We start from the raw sequence: 20,220 nt of genomic DNA, 5'->3' as shown, positions 1-20,220 counted from the left end.
TTCTATGAGCGAAACCTCAGATCAGCATAATACCGTGCAGGCCGTCGAATATGAGAGATATCGGACACCTGCCCTGCTGCTGGAATTTTTGCCCCTTTTTGTCGGCTTGTTCGGGGTGTTGTTCAATGTATCAACGCTTACCATAATGGGATTTTCCATTGCGTGTTTTTTTTACATCTTTCTTTCCTGGTATTTTTTCAAAGCCTTAAAATACAGGGCAATTGATAAACTAATAGCCACCTTTTTTGGAATGGGCATTTCTATCATTCTTATGGGTATCCTGTTTTGGGCCATGGATTGGGAAGGGAAAAAAGAAATGGCCATCATTGGGAACTCGATGTTGTTGTTTTGCCTTGGGCTTTCCGGCATCTATTTTTTGATCAGATATTTTACGGCTGAAAACTGGCTTTACGAGTTTACCAATAGCATAAAGATCCTTTCGAGGTTGATTTTTTTATTTGTCATTTATTATGCTTTTGGCCTGAATACTGTTTTAGGGAACGTAATCTTTGGCCATTGAGGCAGAAGTCTTGTTGGCGGTTAGGGTTTTTTAAAATAAAGCCCTGTGGTGGTGGTTTGAATAAAAATCGATTCGATCTTTTTGGAAATGGTAGTGCCGGAGTGATAGGCGACAAAAGCGTTATAGGCTAAAATGACGAAAGCCTCTGTAATCATACAGAGGCTTCCAGTTAAACACAAAAAATATGTTGAATAAATAAATTCTAATATCTTCTGTTGCCGTAGTCGCCGCCACCGCCGCCACCGCCGCGGTATCCGCCGCCGCCGCCACCACGTGGGCTATCTCTTTTTTCTCTTGGCTCGGCTTTTTTAACTACAATGGTTCTTCCGTCGAATTCGCATTCGTTTAAGCCATTAATAGCATTTTGTGCCTCATCATCGTTAGGCATTTCAACGAAACCGAAGCCTTTCGACCTGCCGGTAAATTTGTCCATAATAATTTTTACAGAATCTACTTCACCGTATTCAGCGAATGCATCCTGCAAATCGGACTCCTGTGTGTCAAAGTTTAACTTTGCTACAAAAATGTTCATAAAAAAAAATTAAAATAATAAAAAATATGAGCTAATCGGGATTACAGAACCCCGTTACTCAATACAAAGCTAAGCTATTAATTCTGTTAAAGCTAATTTTGGAGTAAATAATTTTATAATTTATTGATTATCAGTTTTTTCTTTTATTGTAAAAAACGCATAAAGCCCCGTAAATGCTAAGGGAAATAAAAAGATGCCTAAGACTCCATGATCAAAACCAGGCTTTCATAAACTCTTTTGGGATCACAAAATTTCGGTTTTTGTACCCATCAAAATAATCGACCATTTTTTTTGTGGCGATTTTGGAGAATTCATCGATGAATAAATTCATGGGGAGGTTTACTTTGTTTTCGAGCCGTTCTCCCAGGTTAAATAATTTTTTTAAGACTTCAGGAACCAGAATTCCGATACAACCTTCTTGTGGAATTACCTGGAGCATTTTGGCATACCTGTCACCAATCAGATAACGAATGAGGTATAGGGAAGTATTCTCAAGCCGCTCGAAAGGTATATTCGATTTGGCGAAGTCAATCAGCGCATTGGCCAGGATGATGCCTGCTTCCGACGAAGCTGCCTGTCGGTCCAGGATAATCCTGATCAATTTATCGGCCTCCTCCCTGGAAGCAGGAAGAAGATTTTCATCAACCCCCATAAAATAACCTATGACGTTCCAGTGATGAATATAAGCTTCTGCTTCCTCCTTCGTGTATTCAATCTCAAGCGTATCAAGCCCCTCCAGGAGCAGTGCACCAAAAGACATCAGTGTCAGAGCCAGGTCTTCCTGGTTAATGGGGCGTCCCAGCGTTGTGGCATCCCAATGCGCCTGAGGGATAAAACTCCTTACAGAGGCATGGATCAGCCGGATCTTTTGTGTGGCCTCAATTCCCGTTCCATTGGGCGACAATGCTCCTTTGTGCATTACATCCAATAAAAACTGTCCGGTTTCTGCCACTCTCCTCGCAAAGACATTTTTTGTTTTTTCATCATGTGCCAGCCGCCCGGTTTGGACAAGAACCTGTGCTCCTTTCGCATCAACATAAAGCGTGGGAAGGGATTTATGGTATAAAAGGATCAATAATTTAGGGCCATGATCGGTAAAAAAGCGGTTGGCAAGGGCTATTTTGTCAGGATCGGCCCACGAAGGCAGGGCAGTGGTTGATTGGATAAATTCGTCCACTTCAGGGAAACGACCTTTGATGGGTAATTCAACGTTGCGGGTGAGTTCCTCAAAAAGGGCCATGGCGGCTTCTTTACCGGTTTTTTCGACCAGCGTATCGAGCACACCATCTGCGAGGGGGTCTGCCAATTGGCGTTTATTGTCTAAAAAATCAGGCGTCCATAGTGCTGACATATGGATAGGTGTTTGTTTTAGGGTTAAATCTGTGAAGCAAGATACAAAATAATCTCCTTCCCCTTTTATTTACAATTCAAATCTGTACGCCACGTAAAATTCATATCCAATACCCCGGGCTTTTGCAAAGGGACCGAGGTTGTATGAACCGGCGAGGCCCACCCTAAGCGAGCCATCCTTTACAATGCCTTTGGTGAGAATATATCCCACTTGAAACGACAGGGTTTGGTTGAACGACAGGTTCAGTCCTGCCCAAAAAGATTCCCTTTTTTCAAATTTTAGACAAAAATTGGCATCTGTTATGCCCGGGGTGCTGAAATTGATCCACAATGCCGGTTCTATGAGGATGTCCCCGGAAATGGAGCGGTAGCCAAGTACTGCGTTGCCATGGAATGCCCTCTTGAAATTTCCAGGACTGCCGAACTCTTTAAATACTATATCGGTGGAAAGGAGCTGGTTGGCGGCCAGTCCTGCGTAAAATGAGTTGCCCTCAAAATTACCGCCGGTATTGTTGATATAAAATATTCCAAAACCGACATTGGGCGATAGTAAGTTACCTTCCGGACCCGGCAGTAATTCATCATCATCGTCATTAACGACCACTTCGAGCCCGTTGACCAGGAAGTGATTCATTATTCCCATGACCCCCAATGACAACTGCTGCTTGCCGCCAAGCCGGAGTTTGTAGGCATAAGTCATGGCAAAGGTGTTGATCTTTAATGGACTGATATCGTCATGTAGGAAAAAACCACCCATAGCCATATTTTCCTTGATCATCGGATATTGCATATTGAGCGTTGCTGTTCGGGGAGCATCTTCAAATCCTACCCACGACTGCCGGTAGGTGGCTCCCATCTCCCAATACTCCCAGGGGGCAGTCATAGCCGGGTTCCACAGGAAGTTGGTCTCGTCAAATACGCTACGTTCCGGTAGTTGTTGGCTAAAACTAAGTAATGGAAGGAGAACTATGAGAATGGTAAGTATTTTTTTTGACATGACGATCTTATTGATTTTTAAAACAAAGGAGTTCATACAGGCTGTCAGGGATGTTTATTAGTCCCGGACGATGGTAAGTTTTTGCTTGATCTCTCCCGACTGGAAGGATAAAATGTAATAATAATTACCAGAGGGAAGAGGTTTGTTTTTATAGGTGCCGTCGAATACTTCATTATCGTGGTGGTAGTTTACTTTCTGGTAGATCAGTGCCCCCCACCGGTTGTAAATTTTGAGTGAATTGGGACCGAATTTTTGCAGGCCTTTAAACATCAAAAAATCATTTTTTCCATCCCCGTTCGGGGTGATCATATTGACGGCCTTTATAGTTGAAAGTGGGTCAGTGGCGACCAAAACGATCATCGAGTCGGTTACTTCACAGTGATTGGCATCGATGATGGTGACAAAATAGGTGGTGCTGTCTAGTGGGTGGGCCACAGGATCGTAAATTTCGTCATCGCTCACCGGATATTCATTGGGATGCCAGAAGTAACTAACCCCACCGAAAGCCATGAGCCTTGCTTCTGTGTCCAGGATGATGCAGGTGTCCGGGCCCGCTGCTGCCGTGACCGCTACGACCACTACTTCAACTTCCATTTCATCCGAACCACATTCGTTTTCGCTCATCACCTGGAAAGACACTGTGCTGTCAGGATAGGCAATCGGGTCAGCAACATTTACCGCGCTGAGGTAATTTACCGGTCCACTCCAATAGTAGGTGGTTCCTCCCGATATTTCAAGCTGCAGGGAATCGCCCGGACAAATATTCAGGTTGTCGTTTTCAATGGACAGGTTCGGGATGTTCATCACGGTGATTTCAATCTCGGCTGTCCCCGGGCAGGAAGGGTCATTACTGACCGTCACGCTGTAGGTCCCCGATTGGTTGACGGTCAAAGTATTTAGAGCCGTTCCGTCTGACCATTGATAATTAAGATATTGGCCGGCATCCAGTACCACAGATTCTCCTTCACAAATTGCCACGTCTTCCCCCAGGTCAACCTGGGGGGCATCCGCTGCCTGAATAAAGAAAGTATCGACCAGGGTGCATTGGTTATTGTCCGTGGCAGTGAGGGCATAATTGCCGGCGGAAAGGTTGGTAAAAATACCTGTATTGTTATTCTGACTCCCAATGTCAAATGAAAACGGGGGAACACCACCGGTGATCAAAATATCGGCCGTGCCAACCTGCTGATTGCAGGTGGCAGGAGTTAATTCAATATTTTGAAGCAGCATGGGTGAGGGCTGGATAACAGTAACGGTATTTTCATAAATTATGGCCCCTGAATCGTTGGTCACCGTAACCTGATAATCGCCGGCAGAAAGGTTTTGAAGGTCTTCAGTATCTGCAAAAAAATTGTCCGGTCCGGTCCAGTTAAAAGAATAATTCTCTCCAGCGGGTACAGAAAGGTTGATGCTTCCGTCATTATTACCAAAGCAACTTACTGCCTGGCTATTGGTAGAAATGGTTCCGGGGGCAATTACGGTTACCGATCCGGCAGTTTGATCCACGCTCACGGGGGTGAAAATTCCGGGGGTATCCGTAGTCTGGAAAATTTGAATGGCGAGAGGATCATCCGTTATATTGAGGTCGGTATAGTCTCCTGCAGTTCCGATAACCAAAAAGTTCAAAGCAATAATGGAAGCATTGTCCGGTAAGGAAAACCCATTTCCTTCCACATCAAACCAGGAAAGCCTTAGTTTTCCCAACTCGGCTTCAGGGTTGCCTATCGCTACGTTTTGGAGATCAGCCGGTTGGTGGGAAACATAAGTGATCACAGTAGGGTCCCAGTTGATGGAGAACTGCATGCTCACCATTTCGTCAAACCCCGTAGTCGTAATTTGGATTTGGAGGGCATCCCCGTTTTGCGCCTCGAGATCGGGAAGCTGAAAATGGATGGTTTGACCCGAAGTAAAAAGTGGAAACAAAATCGCCAATAGCGATAGAATTAATGTTTTTTTTCTCATAGGAATAATGACGGTTTTGGGAAATCGAAGGGCTTGGGTGTCTTCGCAAAAATTAAATGATACCCGGTAAATTACCATTTAAAAGTAATTTTCCCTGGAGGACCATTCCTTGTTCTTCTCATGAACACACTATTCTATTTTATTGTATTGTGGCTGTTTGGATTTAGAAAAGACTAATAATAACCGAAGCCGGAAAAATTCCGACCTCGGTTATTAGCCTTAATTATTTCAAAATAACCATGCTCCGGGTATCCGCGTAATTTCCCGCCCTAAGACTGTAGAAATATACACCACTTTCCAGGTTCAGATCTGAAAGGTGCACACTGTTTTCTCCCCTGGTAAACTGTCCGTTGAATTGACGGAGCGTACGGCCATAACTATCGTGGATAATCAATTCTGCCTCCATCGAAGCCGGAAGGGTGAAACGGATCGTCGTTTTATCGCTGAAAGGATTCGGTTCATTTTGGAAAAGTTTGAACGAATCGATTGTCGGATCGCTGGTTGCTGTCACTCCGTTAAACTGGAAAGAAACATCCCAAGCCTCCCCGGCTACTGTATGAGCCACGGAAGTTATGGCATGGTTACTGACGGCAACCAATCCATTCAGATCATCAATGTTTTGTAAAGCCTGAAGCCGGATCGTGAACAGTACCTCCTCCGGTGACACGGTGGAGGAAGTCCCCTGGTTGTTGAACCAGCTAATTCTTAATTCGTTTTCGCTAAATGCAGCGGCAGTGGCCGAGAAGTTTGGATTGTCGCCCGGGAGGAATTCCACGAACCCAAGTTTCCCTGCTTCAATGGCCAGCCCCATCTGGAAGCTGACGATATCCTCAAAGTTACTGCTGCTTACAGGAATATCGATGAATTCCCCGGCAGTTAACTGATGGTTATCGGTAGTGAATAAAAGCTCGTTATCATTGCGCACATCCGGATCATCCTGCAAATTGTTCGGGTTGGCATGCCCCAGAATATCCCCTACTTTCACCCCGATGAAATTGGCGATCGTATCATGCATCACCATCATGGAGGTTTCTGAAAGGTAAGGAAATACATTCTGAGCATTGAAATCTTCAGGCATGGCATTTCCTTCCCCGACAAATACCCAGGAAGGACATTCCTCGAAAGATTGAGTTGCCCCGATGATCAGTTGCTGGATGATAAAAAGATCCAGGGTAGTGAATGAACCGTTGCAATTCGCATCCCCGGCAATAACCTGGTAAGGAGAGGTGATCTGTGGTGGATCCATTCCCAAAATAAATCGCTGTCCGATGAAAAGAGCATAAGTTGACAAACCGTTGGCGGGCAGGTTATCCTTTTCCGGACGAATGTTATACAGCTGTCCAACCGGTAAATTACCTATCGAATAGACGCCATTATCATTAGTCATTTCCGTATCCGATATATTGGCTGCACTGATCAGCAGTTCTACGTCTTTGATTCCTGCACCCCAGTAGGTGGAAACAAGACCTTCAACGATGCCGGTATCCATAATTTGAACACTTCCCGGAACGGTGATGTGTGGCAATACGGTTGGCAGATCATTCACAATACCCCCCACTTCGATAGAGAGTGGATTGTTGATTAAATGCAGGCCACTTTGGCTACCGGCACTTCCGGTCAATTCGATATTGAAATAGAAAAGAATATCCCCATCGGTCAAAGGAATGCCTTCCCCTGTGTTGTCGTAGAAATTAAAGGTATGGTTGATGGCATTGTATTGCGGAGCGATCAGTCCGTGGCTGATTCCTGTTACGGAAGCTACGGCGTTTACATCTACCTGTATCGTACCCGCCAGGGATACAAGCAGGTTGCAGTTCTGGATGGTCACAGGTACCTGGATGGTTGTGCCAGGCCCGCCAAAACCTTGCCCTATATCTAAAATAACCGCATCGAATCCACTGGCAACCCCTATCGTTTCACAATACGTTGCGGAGCCACAGGAGTTGGTTACAGTAAGACATACCTGGTAACTGCCGCTTGATAAATATTGATGCGTCGGAGCGGTTTGCGTTGAAGATGTTCCATCGCCAAAAGTCCAAAGGTAACTTCCTGCAGCAGAGAGATTCGTGAAAGTAGCCGTCAAACCGGAAATTTGGAAGTTAAAGTCGACGATTGGCGTTTCCGGAGTTGAATCCAGACTCACATTTACGATAGCATAACAACCATTGGCATCATTGATATTGATGGTGTAATCCCCACCGGGCAGGTTGCCAATAGCATAATTACCTGAACTCACTGTAGCAGACCCAGAAACCGGACCCGTCCAACTGATATTGTAATCCGGGCTGCCGCCATTGAAAATCAATCCAATAGCCCCTTGTTGGGTACAGGTTGGGTGGACAGGAGTAGTGTACACCTGGAGGTTGTTCGGATAGTTGAGCAGTTGAATGCTGGTGATCTCCCCACAACCATTGGCGTCTTCAATAGAAACCGTATAAATGCCCGAAGGCAGGTTTTGAATATAATAGGTATTGTTATTTGTGGTAAAACTTCCGGATGCGTTGCTGCTCACCCAGGTGATGGTGTATCCAGGGGTTCCGCCCGTAACATTCACCTGTATTGATCCGGGAACACCGCAACCTCCCTGGATCGCAGAAAGCGAAGCAGTAAGGTCATCTATGACATTTACAATGGTAAAAGTCTCCGTATAAGCACAACCGTTGGTATCTGTAACCGTCACGATATAGGTGCCCGAAGGCAGGTTGACAATATCGTAATAAAAATAATTGGTTACAGTGGATCCTGAAACCGGTCCGGTCCAGGTGATCGTAAACGGTGCCGATCCATTGTAAAAATCCATCCAGATATTGCCCAGACCATTACAGTAGCCATTGGATGCCATGGCAGAAACGTTGAGGCCCGTATTGAGAGAATTTATCGTAGCCATTACAACAGCTGAACAACCATTCGAATCTGTTATGGTTATCGTGTAAGTGCCTGCCGGAAGATCCGTTATATTATAACCAGGATCTTGTATGACGTTGCTGCCTGAGACAGGCCCTGACCAGTTGACAATATAATTGGCCTCTCCTCCGGTAATGCCTATGTGGATGTATCCCGCCTGTTCACAGTCGCCGTCAAAAGGAACGGCAATTACGCTCAGGTCATTTTCACTGACCGATACATACACTACTGTTGTATCGGAACATCCATTGGCATCGATTACCGTTACCGTGTAAGTGCCTTGTGGCAGGTTAGGAATATTGTAACCCGATGCAACCGTCGTTACCGATCCCGAGACAGGTCCTGACCAGGTAATGGTGTAGGGTGCTGTTCCGTTATAGATATCCAGCCATATGGAACCATTTTGTTCACAGGTGCCATTTACCGCAACGGCAACTACTGTCAGGTTTCCACCGGCGTTGTTGATGGTAATGACTTCTACGTCTGTGCACCAGTTCCCATCGAGTAATGAAACAGTATAAGTTCCGGAAGGCAGATTGTCGATCACATAAGTCACATCATTTGTTGATACAGACCCGGAAACCGGCCCCGTCCAGCTGATTTCATAAACGGGTAATCCACCAATCACGTTGGCCGTAATGGAACCGTAAGCATTACAATCTCCATTATTGGCCGTTAAGGTTAACAATTCAACAGGAGCATTATAAATGGTTACCGTGACGGTAACTGAACATCCGTGGATGTCGGTTACGGTAATCGTATAAACCCCTGGTGGCAAATCCATAATTTCAAAACCGCTGGTTTCTGTGGTTCCGGAACCGTTTTGCGGTCCTGTCCAGGTGATGGTGTAGGTTGGCCATCCGCCATTAATATCGATCCAAACCCAGTTGTATTGACCGCAATCATTTACAACAAGGGTGGTGGCAATGTCTAGGTCGTTCGGAGTATTGGTAATTGTGATGACTTCTACATCGGTGCACCAATTGCCGTCCAGAAGTGTTACGGTATAGGTTCCGGAAGGTAAATTCTGGATGATGTAGGTTGAATTGCTGGTGGTAACGGATCCCGAAACTGGCCCCGTCCAGCTGATCTGGTAATTGGGGGCTCCACCGATTACCGTAGCAATGATAGACCCATAGGTGCCGCACTCCCCGTTGACTCCGGTCAGCGTCAGCAGTTCCACCGGAGCATTGTAAATGGTAACCACTTCATAGGTTGAACAGCCGTGGATATCGGTTACTGTAATCGTATAAACACCCGGAGGAAGATCAATGATCTCAAAACCGCTGCCCTGGGTCGTTCCGGAACCGTTTTGTGGTCCGGTCCAGGTGATGGTGTAAGTGGGCCATCCTCCGGTAATATCGATCCATACCCAATTGTATTGGCCACAATCATTGGGAACCAGCGTGGTGTTGATGTCCAGATCTCCCGGAGAATTAGTTATTGTGATGACCTCCACATCGGTACACCAGTTGCCATCCAGGAGGGTAAAAGTATAGGTACCTGAAGGCAGATTGCTTATGGTGTGTGTCGTGGACGTTGTAGTTATTGATCCTGAAACCGGTCCTGTCCAGGAAATTTGGTAATTGGGAACCCCGTCGATCACATGCGCAACGATGGTGCCAAGTCCTCCACATTCGCCGTTGATCCCCGTAAGGGTCAATAATTCCACAGGTGCGTTGTAAATGGTCACCGTTACCGTATCGGAACACCCGTGAATGTCGGTTACGGTAATCGTATAAATGCCAGGAGGCAGGTCCATGATCTCAAAACCGTTCGTTTCTGTGGTTCCGGAACCATTTTGTGGTCCGGTCCAGGTGATGGTGTAAGTGGGCCATCCTCCGGTAATATCGATCCATACCCAGTTATATTGTCCGCAGTTGTTGACGACGAGGGTAGTATGAATATCGAGGTTGTTCGAACCATTGTTAATGGTAACCGTATAGGTATCAAAGCAGCCGTTGGCATCGATCACTGTTATATAATAAGTTCCGGAAGGCAGACCATTGATGTTATAGAAATTGTTAGAGGTATTCGCTGTTCCAGAAACCGGGCCCGACCAGGTGATGGTGAACACCGGTGAGCCACCACTGATGCCCACATGAATGCTTCCGTTGATCCCACATTCCCCATTTGTTGGGATGGCGGTTACATCGATAGTACCGCCCCCGTTGTTGAGGTAAACGTTTTGGGAATCCGAACATCCATTCGCATCCGTTACTGTGATAGTGTAAATTCCTGTTGGCAGGTTAGCGATATTGTATCCATTGTTACTGGTCGCTGATCCTGAAACCGGTCCTGACCATTGAATTGTATAAGCAGGAGTTCCTCCATTAATGCTCACCCAGATAGCTCCGTTTTGGCCGCAATTACCGTTTTCAGGATTTGCGACGATGTCCAGATTGTTGGTGTAGAGAATGGATATGTTATTGTCCACCGAGCAACCGTTGGCATCTGTGACCCATATAGAATAAGCACCTGCCGGCAGGTTGGAAATGTTATAAGTGGACAGGTTGGTGTTGGTAGAACCTGAGGAAGGCCCATTCCATGTGATGGAATAAGGCCCGGTGCCGTTTGTAATATTAACAAAGATGCTTCCGTAACTTCCACAACCTGCAGGGGTGGAAGACAATGATATGGCAATATTGTTGGTTTGAACCACCTGGACGTTTGTGCTTCCCGAACATCCGTTGGCATCGGTTACATACAACCAATAGGTTCCGGCAGGCAGGTTGTTGATGGCCATGCCATTATTATTGATGGTGGTTGATCCAGAAACTGGTCCCGTCCAACTGACGGAATAAGGTGCTGATCCTCCCAGGATGTCCAGCCAGATTCCTCCTAACTGATTACAAGTTCCGTTGATTGGCGTAGCATTTAAAGTAAGTTGTCCCCCCGTAGTATTATTTAACTGGACGACGGCATAATCAGTACAACCGCTGGCATCTGTAACGTAAACGGAATAAGTCCCCGAAGGCAGGTTGGTGATCGTATAAGTATTGGAATTAACACTTACGGAACCATTAACCGGTCCGGTCCAGTTGATTTGGAAATTAGGAGAACCACCATTAATGAGCACATTTATGGATCCATTTTGTCCACAGGTACCGCTAATGGCGGTAAGGTCTACGTCCAGGTTGCCTGCAAGAACAATACATGCCATTTCGGTATTTGTACAACCACTGGCGTCTGTAATCTGAACCGTATAACAACCTCCTGTGAGGTTTGGAATGTCAAATCCGTCTCCGTAAATGGTATTGGTTCCGGAAGAAGGCCCCGACCATGTTACAATATAGGGAGGGGTGCCGTTATTGATGTCCACCCATAAAGCGCCCAGTGCGCTGCAGGTTCCATCCAGTGGAATGACATCAAAGGAGAGTTGCCCTCCTGAATTATTTACCTGTACGACGGCATAATCAGAACACCAGTTATCATCTTCAACGATCACCTGGTAATTTCCGGTAGGCAGGTTTTGAATGGTATAAGAATCGTTATTGGTGACGGTACTTCCATTGACGGGGCCGGTCCAACTGACAGTATATGGACCTGTTCCATAGGACATATTTACATAAATGCTACCTTGCTGACCACAGGCTCCGTTGATAGCGACTGCGGTAATATCCAGGTTGGATTCGCCAATGACGACCACTTGTTGATCGTTGCACCAGTTTCCGTCTTCTATGGTAAGGGTATAGGTTCCCGCCGGAAGATTGATGATGTTGAATGATGAATAATTTGTTGTGGTATATCCTGACATCGGTCCTGCAATAAGAATATTGTAGGGAGCAATACCATTGTAAGTTTCGACGTGGATGTATCCTAATTCACCACATGCTCCGGGATGTGGGGTCGCTATGTAATAAAAATTCCCGCTATTCTGGTCTATTTCAAATGGTTTAGATACAGAACAACCATTGTGATCGGTCACGTAAATAGTGTAGTGACCGGTGGGCAGGTTCTGGATTTCGAAACTGGAATTATTAGATGTTAAATTAGAATTTTGTGGTCCGGAAATTAACACATTGTAAGGGCCGACGCCATTATTTATGGTTACCCAAAGAGACCCCATATCCATACATGAGGTACTGGTAGGGGTAAGCGTCACACTAAGGTTGCCTGAGGAATAAACGGTAACGGTTTGTGTTGCCGAACAACCGGAAGCATCCGTTTTGGTAACCGTATAAATTCCCGCTGGCAGATGATAGAGGGTGCAGTTATTGCTATTAGTATAAAAGCTTCCCGATAATGGCCCAGAATAATGAATGATAAACCCAGGGGTGCCTCCGCTGGAAACGATGTGTATGCTTCCATCATTTTGGCCACAGGATGTGGGGGTTGAAGTAAGATCTACCAGGGCAAGGTCACAATTGGAGGTACAATCTACGTTAAGGGTATAATTCCCCACCCCACCGTTATAACCGTCAACCACCACGTAGTAAGTGCCAGGCTGAAGCCAGGCGGTTATTGATTCATTTGTGGTGCCTGAATTCTGGCTGTAATCCATACAATCGCCACGGTCACAGGAACGCAAAAGGAAAAGTTCAAGGTTGGCTGATAAATTGGTCATGGTAATAGTAACCTGACCGGCTTCAGTAGTCGTAAAATAATGAACCATTTCCGGTCCGTTATTTTCAACATTAAAAACATTTCCATCGCATCCATATAATGATACGTCGTCATTACCGTTCATGTTATTCCCCTGGAAAGGAACTCCACACACCAAAGGTTGCGCGTCTCCGCAATAAAGGTACCCACAGTTTACTTCAATATGATAATCCCCTTTTGAGGTAGCGTATTGACCATCCACCACAATATAATAGGTTCCCAGCGGGGCATCTTCGTAGAGAATCCCTTCGTTATTGGTCACTGAGTTGCTGGAGGTGCTCGAACGTATACAAGTTAGTTGACTACAATTGTCTGCTAAAAGGAAGAGATCAAGGTCCATTCCGGGCGTAGTAATTTCCAGCCCGATTTGCAGGTCGCCTGCTGTTGTTTTATTCAAAACGTAAACCTTATCCGGCCCCTGGAAGGTGTAATTACTGCAGCCTGGGTAGCTGGTAATCTGATTCCCCGCTCCTATCGTTGTTTCATAAGCCAGGAAATCACCGCACTGGATGGGAATGGCCTCTTCGCACCAGGGAGAACTTACTCCGCAAACACCGGGGGTGTAGTTGGTGACTCCCGCCGCTTCAGCATAACACGCATTTGAGTACGTCACCTCATTGCATCCGCACACCGGAGCATAAACGGTAGGGCAACTGGCATTAGGATTCATACTTCCGGGATCCACGCAATTTTCGTTGCATACACCCTGTGTATAAAAGGTAATGCCGCTGGCTTCCGCGATACAAGCATTGGCGTAGGTGATGCCGTTGCATCCGCACACCGGATCATTACCCGCCGGACAATCAAGTGAAATTACACCTGTTTCTTCATTAACGTATGTGCCTGCACTCGTCACAATATAATAGGGGTCGTAACAATCGCTATTGCACGAACCACTTGAAAAAGTGGTTATTCCGTGAGCCAGGGCTACACATTCGTTTATATAAGTTACACCATTACATCCGCAGACAGGATTGTATTCATCTCCACAATCCGCGTCAGGATCAATAAGTTCCGGATTGATACAGCTTCCAAAACAGACGCCCTCGGTGTAGTTGAGAACACCCGCCGCTTCCGCAAAACAACTGTTTAAATAAGTTACGCCATTGTCTCCGCACACCGGAGCAATGATGTCAGGACAATTGAAGTTAGTTGGAGGAGCTCCAATATTCAGCGAAACCCCTGTGGGGAAAAGCGATGATTTTTGCATATCGCTGTCAATGACAACGATATCTGTTATTGCGAGATTAAGGGATAAGGGTAATACGAGATTATCGTTATCAGACAGGTTTAGGGAAATGGTCCCGATATTTCCAAAACCAATCGTTTCGTTCGGGACGATTCTGACGATGGTAATTTCAATAATACCGTTTTCGTAATCTGTTTTCACCAGTTGACGGGTTTTCCCCGGAGAAGAGGCCAGCCACCAGTCAGGATTTTTTTCAAAAGTAATATCGGAATTGACGAGCTGGGGGTCAAATTGCAGCTTGAAGCTAATGCCAAAAAAATGATTGAGCGGAAATGCCTGAGACCCCAGCGTTAAGTCAAATTCCAGATGAGCTCCCAGGGCAGCTTCTGTGACCGGTGAAGAAAGTGAAATAGGCGGATGTATGCCTTCCAAGCCCACCGGTGGAAATACGTCAGGAGTAACGGTGCCATGGGTCTTTCCGAAGTTGGCATCAATGCCCCCGGTAATATCCGTATCCGAAATGTAGCCATCCCCGTCGGCATCCGCATAAGCGGCGTCAATAGAGGTTGCCGGTAAATTCGTATTCCAGCTTTGCCCCATGGGTTGGGCCGTCCAATCTGTATTAGCATTGGGTCTTTGTGGACCGGAAGACCAATATTGGGTTCCGATATACAATAAATCCATTCCGGTGACCCGGCCGCTATTATTAATATCGCCCGGCCAGACCATTTGGGCTGATAAATTGGCCACGTTCATTCCAAGCAATAGAATGACCGTCAAATTGAGTGTAAATGATTTGTTCATTGTGTTTCTTATAATACGTTCAAAATAGGGATGAACACAGTGGGGTGAGCACCGCGATCACGGCATCCATTGGATACCTATTATCGAGTTAACAATAATTCAATAAAAATTTAGGCCAGCCTCCATACGGTGACTGATAAATTTGTTTCAAAATAAGGGAAATTCCTTCCTGGATTGCTCCCAAAAGGAAAGGGTAGATATTAAGGGGGTTTAGTACGAAGGGGAACTACTTAAAGGGTAAAAAACAAACGTGTGTAAAGATACATAAATTATCAGATATAATTTCGAATTTTATTTATTATAAGACAAATAGGGAGGTTAAGTGGTAGTGAATGCCCATAAAACGGTTGAACCCCAATGGCAAAATACGTCATTGGGGTTCAACTATCAGAACAAACTATCTGTAAAAACAACTTTATTAATTGGTTTTCTTCTTTTTGAAATCACCTCTTTTCCAGGCATCAAAAAAGTCTTTCCAGGCCACCGGGTTGAAAATATTCATAGGTGGTGTCTGGCCGACATAGTAAGTTTTTCTCGCTTGTTGCCGGAGGTAAAAACCGGTATTTTCCACCCCGTCCGAAACGACAGCATTACGCATCCTTTCAAGGGTTTCGTTGGCTATGTTTTCCGAAGCTTTTGCCTGGAGTTCGCTGGTGACATCCATCGCCAGGAATTCGAGTTTGAAATGTTCTTTACTTGGCCAGGGAAATACCACGGTTTCCGGCAGGTTGACGGCATCTTTGGTCATTAGTTGAACAAGTGAATAGCGGTCATCTTTAAGATTTTCTGGGATCTGGAATTCTACGGTTTTATATCCCAGGGCCGAAAAAACGATAATGTCCCCTTCTTCCACTACAATAGAGAAAAATCCGTCGAAGTCAGAATAGGTTCCCCTGCCTTTTTCTTTGACCAGGATATTGGTGTACGGCACTGGGAACATTTGATTGGTAGTCCCGTCAAGGACCATTCCCGAGAATTGTACCAGAGTACTATTTTCCTGGCCGAATAAAGCTCCTCCGGCAAGGGTCAATGCTATGATCAGGACCAAAAATTTATTTTTCATTTGTTATCAATATTTGTTATTAAGCCAACAGACTATATTAAGACGAATAAAACCTGTATTTGGTTTGATAGCAAAGATAAAAAAAACGGGAACATCAGTAAACACTGAAGATTCCCGTTTTTTTTTGTCAGACATTGGACCCCTTAATAATTGTTAAGGTTTTACAATAGTCGTATTTCTTTTAAGGTAAAGAATAAGAGATTGATTCACCGCGAGGTTCTTGCTTCTCAAATGGTTCCATGCCATAATATCTTCAACAGTGCATCCGAAGAGCAATGCCAGTGTCTCGATATTGTCTCCTGCAACGGTAGTGTAGGACGTTCTCAAAGAACCTATTGGAAATGATCCTGCATCCTCTGAAGCGTTAACTTTTCCGGAAATAAAAGTACGGAAAGATTCTGCAGCATAGGATGGCAATATGATAAAGTGGCCATTTTTGCCGGCAGGGATAATATTTCCGAGGTATCCCGGGTTAAGTTTTTTCAAAATATCCCAGCTTACATTGGTTGCTTTGTTGATGTCAGAAAATCTCAGACTTGTGTAAGTAACAAATGTACGGGTATCCTGTAAATCATAGGCAGGGTATTTGGGTGCCATATCATGTTCGTCATAATAATTCACCAAATAAGCTGCTGCGATAAAAGCAGGAACGTAACGCTGTGTTTCTTTAGGCAGGTACTTGCTTATTTCCCAATAGTCATCGCATTTGGCATAACGGATGGCTTTTTTAACGGTACCCGGGCCACAGTTGTAAGCCGCCATGACTAAGGGCCAGTTACCAAACTGATCATACAACATAGAAAGCATTTTTACTGCGGCCTCTGTTGATTTGTTTGGATCAAGCCTTTCATCGATATTGCCATCAATAGTGAGTCCGAAATATCTTGCCGAAGCAGGTATCATCTGCCATAACCCTGCGGCTCCGGCATTAGATTCAACTCCAGGAAGCAATGTAGACTCTACCATTGGGAGGTATTTAAGCTCCATTGGCAAACCGTAAAGGTTAAGATAATGCTCAAAAATTGGAAAATAGAGACTTGAACGGCCTAACATTGATTCAGATTCTTTAAAACCTAATTCAACATAGCGTTTGATGTAAGTTTTTACCTTATCATTGTATCTAACAGTAAAAGGTAGTGACAACTGTCCGAGCCTTTGTTTGATCAGCTCGTCAGTGTGGGCGTCCCAGCTTTCAGCATAAGCTGAAGGTTCCGATTCGCGCGGATTTAGTTTGATTGTACTAGCTTTCATCGCTAAAGGAAATACCAATAGCGTGATTACTAATGTCCATAGGAGTTTCATTCTTTCAGATTTAGTTTTTCATCATCAGGCCAATATCATTTAAAAAAGGAGGAGGTTCTTTAAACGACTGTCCGGATAATGAATTTAATTAATTAGTGTAGTTTAAATGAATACCATAACCAACACACTAATTAGGGGTCCTTTTCATGTCTATACTTTAAACGTATAAATTTTTGAAAAGTTACTTCCCCGTTAAAAGCAGGCGCAAAGGTATTCGCTTCTCATAGAATAATCAATGGTTTTTAAAAGATGTTACCCTCTTTTCCAAATAATCGTTGGAAAGAGCGTTTTTTGCAATATTTAGATGATTGAAAATGGCTTAGACCTTATGGGAAGGAATGTATATCAGGGATTTAATCACCAGATAACAAGAAATGAACGGAATTATATTTGGTTTGAGCCTAAAAGCATTCTAAGCCTAAAAAAAGTGTTAAAAAAATGTTAATATTTTAAATTTTCGCAACAAAATAAACTTAACAACCGGATTACGTCCTGGACAGATGAGTGGAAATTTTTTCCAAATCAGCTTTTTCATTGACATTTATTAACGTTTTTTCGTCCGGAACATTCAATAATTTAACGTCCGAATTGATGAGTACTTTCCTTGGGCATGAATATCCCTGGGCCAGAAACTGAAAGAGAACGGGATAGGCTTTGGGCTCCCAAATGGCAATAAGCGGTTCGGGAAATTGATTTACCGGGCTAATAAACGCAGAAGCGGTTTTGGACTCGTTCCGGTTTTTGAGCAGAAATGCTATCGTTTCCTGGTTCAGTAATGGTAAATCACAAGCGATTACCAACCAGGCGTGGTCGGGATAGGCGCGGAAAGCCGAAAGAATGGCTCCGTAGGGTCCAAGGCCGGTAAAAGTGTCCGGCAACAATTCGTAAGCACTATCGATTTCATGCAATTGATCTTCTCTGCAGGAGATGAATACCTGCTCACAGTATGGTTTGAGTAAATCAGCGGCAAATTCTCTTTGGGGTTTGCCATGGTAATCGATCAGCCCTTTGTCCTGCCCCATACGCGTACTTTTTCCCCCGGCCAGGACTAGTCCGTAAACTTTTGGGAGGGCCAATTCCATCTGTTGGTGGATAAAATCGGCAATGGCATCTGTATCGGCAATAGACAGCACCGGTACCTGGCGGTCTTTTAGGTGGTCTCTTAAAAAGGGATAAATTTCATTTTGTCCCTCGGTGAGAAGGAGTAGGGATACATTTTCCAGCCGGTCCAGTTTCTTTTGCAGGGAGGCTTCTTTTTTAGGATCGATGACAACGATCTGATTTTTTGCAGTGAAATGGTTCCCGTTTACCAATACCAGGTCCTGGTCGTTGAACCATTGCCGGTATAAAAAACTATCCATTGTTCCCTCAAAATCTACCCTATGAAAGGTAATTTTGTCGGTATATTCCATTTTGCCCCCAAAGGCCAGGACACTGTTTTTATCTCTCCCGATAATATTTTCTTCCTCTGCGCCCTTATGGTCGGCATCTACATAGGCTACTTTGTATTTGGCAGACAGCCTTTGTGTGAGTTCAAAAGCCAGGCTTTTAATATTGCTGCAGGGCGTACCAATAATGGCCCATTCGTTGCGTGCAAAGGTGCCGTGGTTGGGGCGGGAGAGTTTTGTATGTTTTTGATGTTGCATGCTCATTACTTGTTACTTGTTACTCGATATCTGGTTTATTGCAAAAGTAGATTCTTCCCTCATTTAAAGGTTCAAATCATGAAACTTCATTTCTGACCCGTTTGCCATCACTTTACAACTTTGGGACATTTGCAACTGAAAACCGGCGCTGTTTACGATCTCTCAAAATCCCTTTTGCCGCCGCTTTTGGCCATCAGGCGTGTTTCCTTGATGGTTATGTCGTGGGAAAAAGCCTTGCACATATCATATATGGTAAGCGCGGCGACGGTTGCTCCGGTGAGGGCTTCCATCTCGACCCCGGTTTTAGAGTGGATGGATGCGGTACAGTCTATCACCACCTCCCTGTTTTTATTGACCGTGATCTCTACATGGCATTTGTCAAGACTCAGCGGATGGCAGAGTGGGATGAGTTCCGATGTTTTTTTAGAAGCCATGATCCCGGCGATGATGGCGGTTTGGAAAACGGGGCCTTTTTTGGTCACGATCTCATCGTTTTCCAGGTGATCCATGATTTCATCTCCAAGCACGACGATACTGCGGGCTCGGGCGATTCTTTGGGTGACTGTTTTCTCTCCCACGTCAACCATATTCGGGTTGCCACTTGTATCAAGATGGGTGAATTCTTTTTCTGATCCCATGGTATTGATGCTTTCTATTGGTGAACTACAAAAGTAGTCTTACGGTTCAGTTTGTACAACAAATTTCACCCTAAGGTTAAACTTTTTGGAAGAATTACATTCTCAGGAAAGGTACAGGAGAAAAAATATTCAGCTTTTGGACCATGCTTTGGCTGCCGGATCTTGATGCCGTTGTTCCAACGAGATGAATTCGAGGTGTCCTGATACAAAATTGTTAATGAAATGTAATATTAGGGGGAAAGCCAAAATATTTCTCGGTCAATATATAAAAAGACGTAACTTTGTCACTGAATAAAAAATTTCAATATGAAAAGTTTATTGTTGTTCAACTTCTTAGGACCTGAAATGCTTGTCGTCTTTTTCGCCATTTTGCTGTTGTTCGGGGGAAAGAAAATTCCTGAATTGATGCGTGGTCTCGGAAAAGGTATTAAAGAGTTTAATAATGCCCGGTCTGCTATTGAAAGCGAACTAAAGGAAGGCATGCGTGATGCGGATCGAAAAGAACTCGAAGAGAGAAGAGAAAAGGAAAGAGAAGAACTTAGGCTGAAAGAAAAAAAAGAAGCTTAAGCTTAGGCCCAAAGGGTTTTAAAAGTTCAAATTGTTCCAGGAGTTTAATTTGTTGAGGCTGCCTATTATTGTTATCGTTTAGTACGGCCTTGAATAAATTGTTCAACTCCTGAAACAATTTGAACAAACCAGGGATACTCC

The 20,220-nt window shown here is 44.6% G+C and carries 11 protein-coding genes; 2 read left to right on the top strand and 9 right to left on the bottom strand.

All coding sequences use genetic code 11. From position 1 onward, the window contains the following. The first annotated feature begins 4 nt into the window (after positions 1–4). Positions 5–520: a hypothetical protein gene (locus H6571_13470; GenBank protein ID MCB9324742.1), complete on the top strand. Its 516-nt coding sequence runs from the start codon at positions 5–7 to the stop codon at positions 518–520. 202 nt (positions 521–722) lie between these two features. Here the strand turns inward: H6571_13470 and H6571_13465 are convergent, their stop codons facing one another. The 9 genes from H6571_13465 to moaC all read right to left on the bottom strand — a co-directional run bounded on the left by H6571_13465 (position 723) and on the right by moaC (position 19,512). Continuing rightward, a complete protein-coding gene (locus H6571_13465) occupies positions 723–1,052 on the bottom strand; it encodes an RNA-binding protein (protein MCB9324741.1) in 330 nt (109 codons plus the stop codon). 211 nt (positions 1,053–1,263) lie between these two features. Then, positions 1,264–2,403, bottom strand: coding sequence for a DUF2236 domain-containing protein (locus H6571_13460; protein ID MCB9324740.1), 1,140 nt, complete (start codon positions 2,401–2,403; stop codon positions 1,264–1,266). A 69-nt stretch (positions 2,404–2,472) separates the two neighbouring features. Then, positions 2,473–3,399 carry a PorP/SprF family type IX secretion system membrane protein gene (locus H6571_13455; GenBank protein ID MCB9324739.1) on the bottom strand — a complete coding sequence of 309 codons (927 nt, stop codon included), beginning with the start codon at positions 3,397–3,399 and terminating at the stop codon, positions 2,473–2,475. A 57-nt stretch (positions 3,400–3,456) separates the two neighbouring features. Then, positions 3,457–5,361, bottom strand: a complete 1,905-nt coding sequence (locus H6571_13450; protein MCB9324738.1) for a gliding motility-associated C-terminal domain-containing protein — start codon at positions 5,359–5,361, stop codon at positions 3,457–3,459. A 223-nt stretch (positions 5,362–5,584) separates the two neighbouring features. After that, entirely contained in the window at positions 5,585–14,863 is a 9,279-nt protein-coding gene (locus H6571_13445) for a T9SS type A sorting domain-containing protein (protein MCB9324737.1), read from the bottom strand. A gap of 418 nt (positions 14,864–15,281) precedes the next feature. Beyond that, a complete protein-coding gene (locus tag H6571_13440) occupies positions 15,282–15,926 on the bottom strand; it encodes a carboxypeptidase-like regulatory domain-containing protein (protein ID MCB9324736.1) in 645 nt (214 codons plus the stop codon). A gap of 153 nt (positions 15,927–16,079) precedes the next feature. Then, positions 16,080–17,228: a transglycosylase SLT domain-containing protein gene (locus H6571_13435; protein MCB9324735.1), complete on the bottom strand. Its 1,149-nt coding sequence runs from the start codon at positions 17,226–17,228 to the stop codon at positions 16,080–16,082. A gap of 485 nt (positions 17,229–17,713) precedes the next feature. After that, positions 17,714–18,874 (bottom strand): NTP transferase domain-containing protein, encoded by a 1,161-nt coding sequence (locus tag H6571_13430; GenBank protein MCB9324734.1) that lies wholly within the window; start codon positions 18,872–18,874, stop codon positions 17,714–17,716. A 152-nt stretch (positions 18,875–19,026) separates the two neighbouring features. Next, positions 19,027–19,512, bottom strand: coding sequence for a cyclic pyranopterin monophosphate synthase MoaC (gene moaC / locus H6571_13425; protein MCB9324733.1), 486 nt, complete (start codon positions 19,510–19,512; stop codon positions 19,027–19,029). Between the two features lie 306 nt (positions 19,513–19,818). Here moaC and H6571_13420 point away from each other — a divergent pair, with 306 nt between their 5' ends. Beyond that, the gene (locus tag H6571_13420; protein ID MCB9324732.1) at positions 19,819–20,079 is read left to right on the top strand and encodes a twin-arginine translocase TatA/TatE family subunit; all 261 of its coding nucleotides are present in this window, start codon (positions 19,819–19,821) and stop codon (positions 20,077–20,079) included. Positions 20,080–20,220: the final 141 nt, after the last annotated feature.

This window comes from Lewinellaceae bacterium, from assembly GCA_020636105.1.
Lineage (GTDB): Bacteria > Bacteroidota > Bacteroidia > Chitinophagales > Saprospiraceae > BCD1.
Note: the sequence above shows the minus strand (reverse complement) of the source record. Positions and strands in the feature narration are given on the sequence as shown.

Excerpts from the sequence above, each read along its gene's own strand:
- H6571_13420 (MCB9324732.1), top strand. The coding sequence starts at position 19,819 with ATGAAAAGTTTATTGTTGTTCAACTTCTTAGGACCTGAAATGCTTGTC.
- H6571_13455 (MCB9324739.1), bottom strand. The coding sequence starts at position 3,399 with ATGTCAAAAAAAATACTTACCATTCTCATAGTTCTCCTTCCATTACTT.
- moaC (MCB9324733.1), bottom strand. The coding sequence starts at position 19,512 with ATGGGATCAGAAAAAGAATTCACCCATCTTGATACAAGTGGCAACCCG.
- H6571_13440 (MCB9324736.1), bottom strand. The coding sequence starts at position 15,926 with ATGAAAAATAAATTTTTGGTCCTGATCATAGCATTGACCCTTGCCGGA.
- H6571_13445 (MCB9324737.1), bottom strand. The coding sequence starts at position 14,863 with ATGAACAAATCATTTACACTCAATTTGACGGTCATTCTATTGCTTGGA.
- H6571_13470 (MCB9324742.1), top strand. The coding sequence starts at position 5 with ATGAGCGAAACCTCAGATCAGCATAATACCGTGCAGGCCGTCGAATAT.
- H6571_13450 (MCB9324738.1), bottom strand. The coding sequence starts at position 5,361 with ATGAGAAAAAAAACATTAATTCTATCGCTATTGGCGATTTTGTTTCCA.
- H6571_13465 (MCB9324741.1), bottom strand. The coding sequence starts at position 1,052 with ATGAACATTTTTGTAGCAAAGTTAAACTTTGACACACAGGAGTCCGAT.
- H6571_13430 (MCB9324734.1), bottom strand. The coding sequence starts at position 18,874 with ATGCAACATCAAAAACATACAAAACTCTCCCGCCCCAACCACGGCACC.
- H6571_13435 (MCB9324735.1), bottom strand. The coding sequence starts at position 17,228 with ATGAAACTCCTATGGACATTAGTAATCACGCTATTGGTATTTCCTTTA.
- H6571_13460 (MCB9324740.1), bottom strand. The coding sequence starts at position 2,403 with ATGTCAGCACTATGGACGCCTGATTTTTTAGACAATAAACGCCAATTG.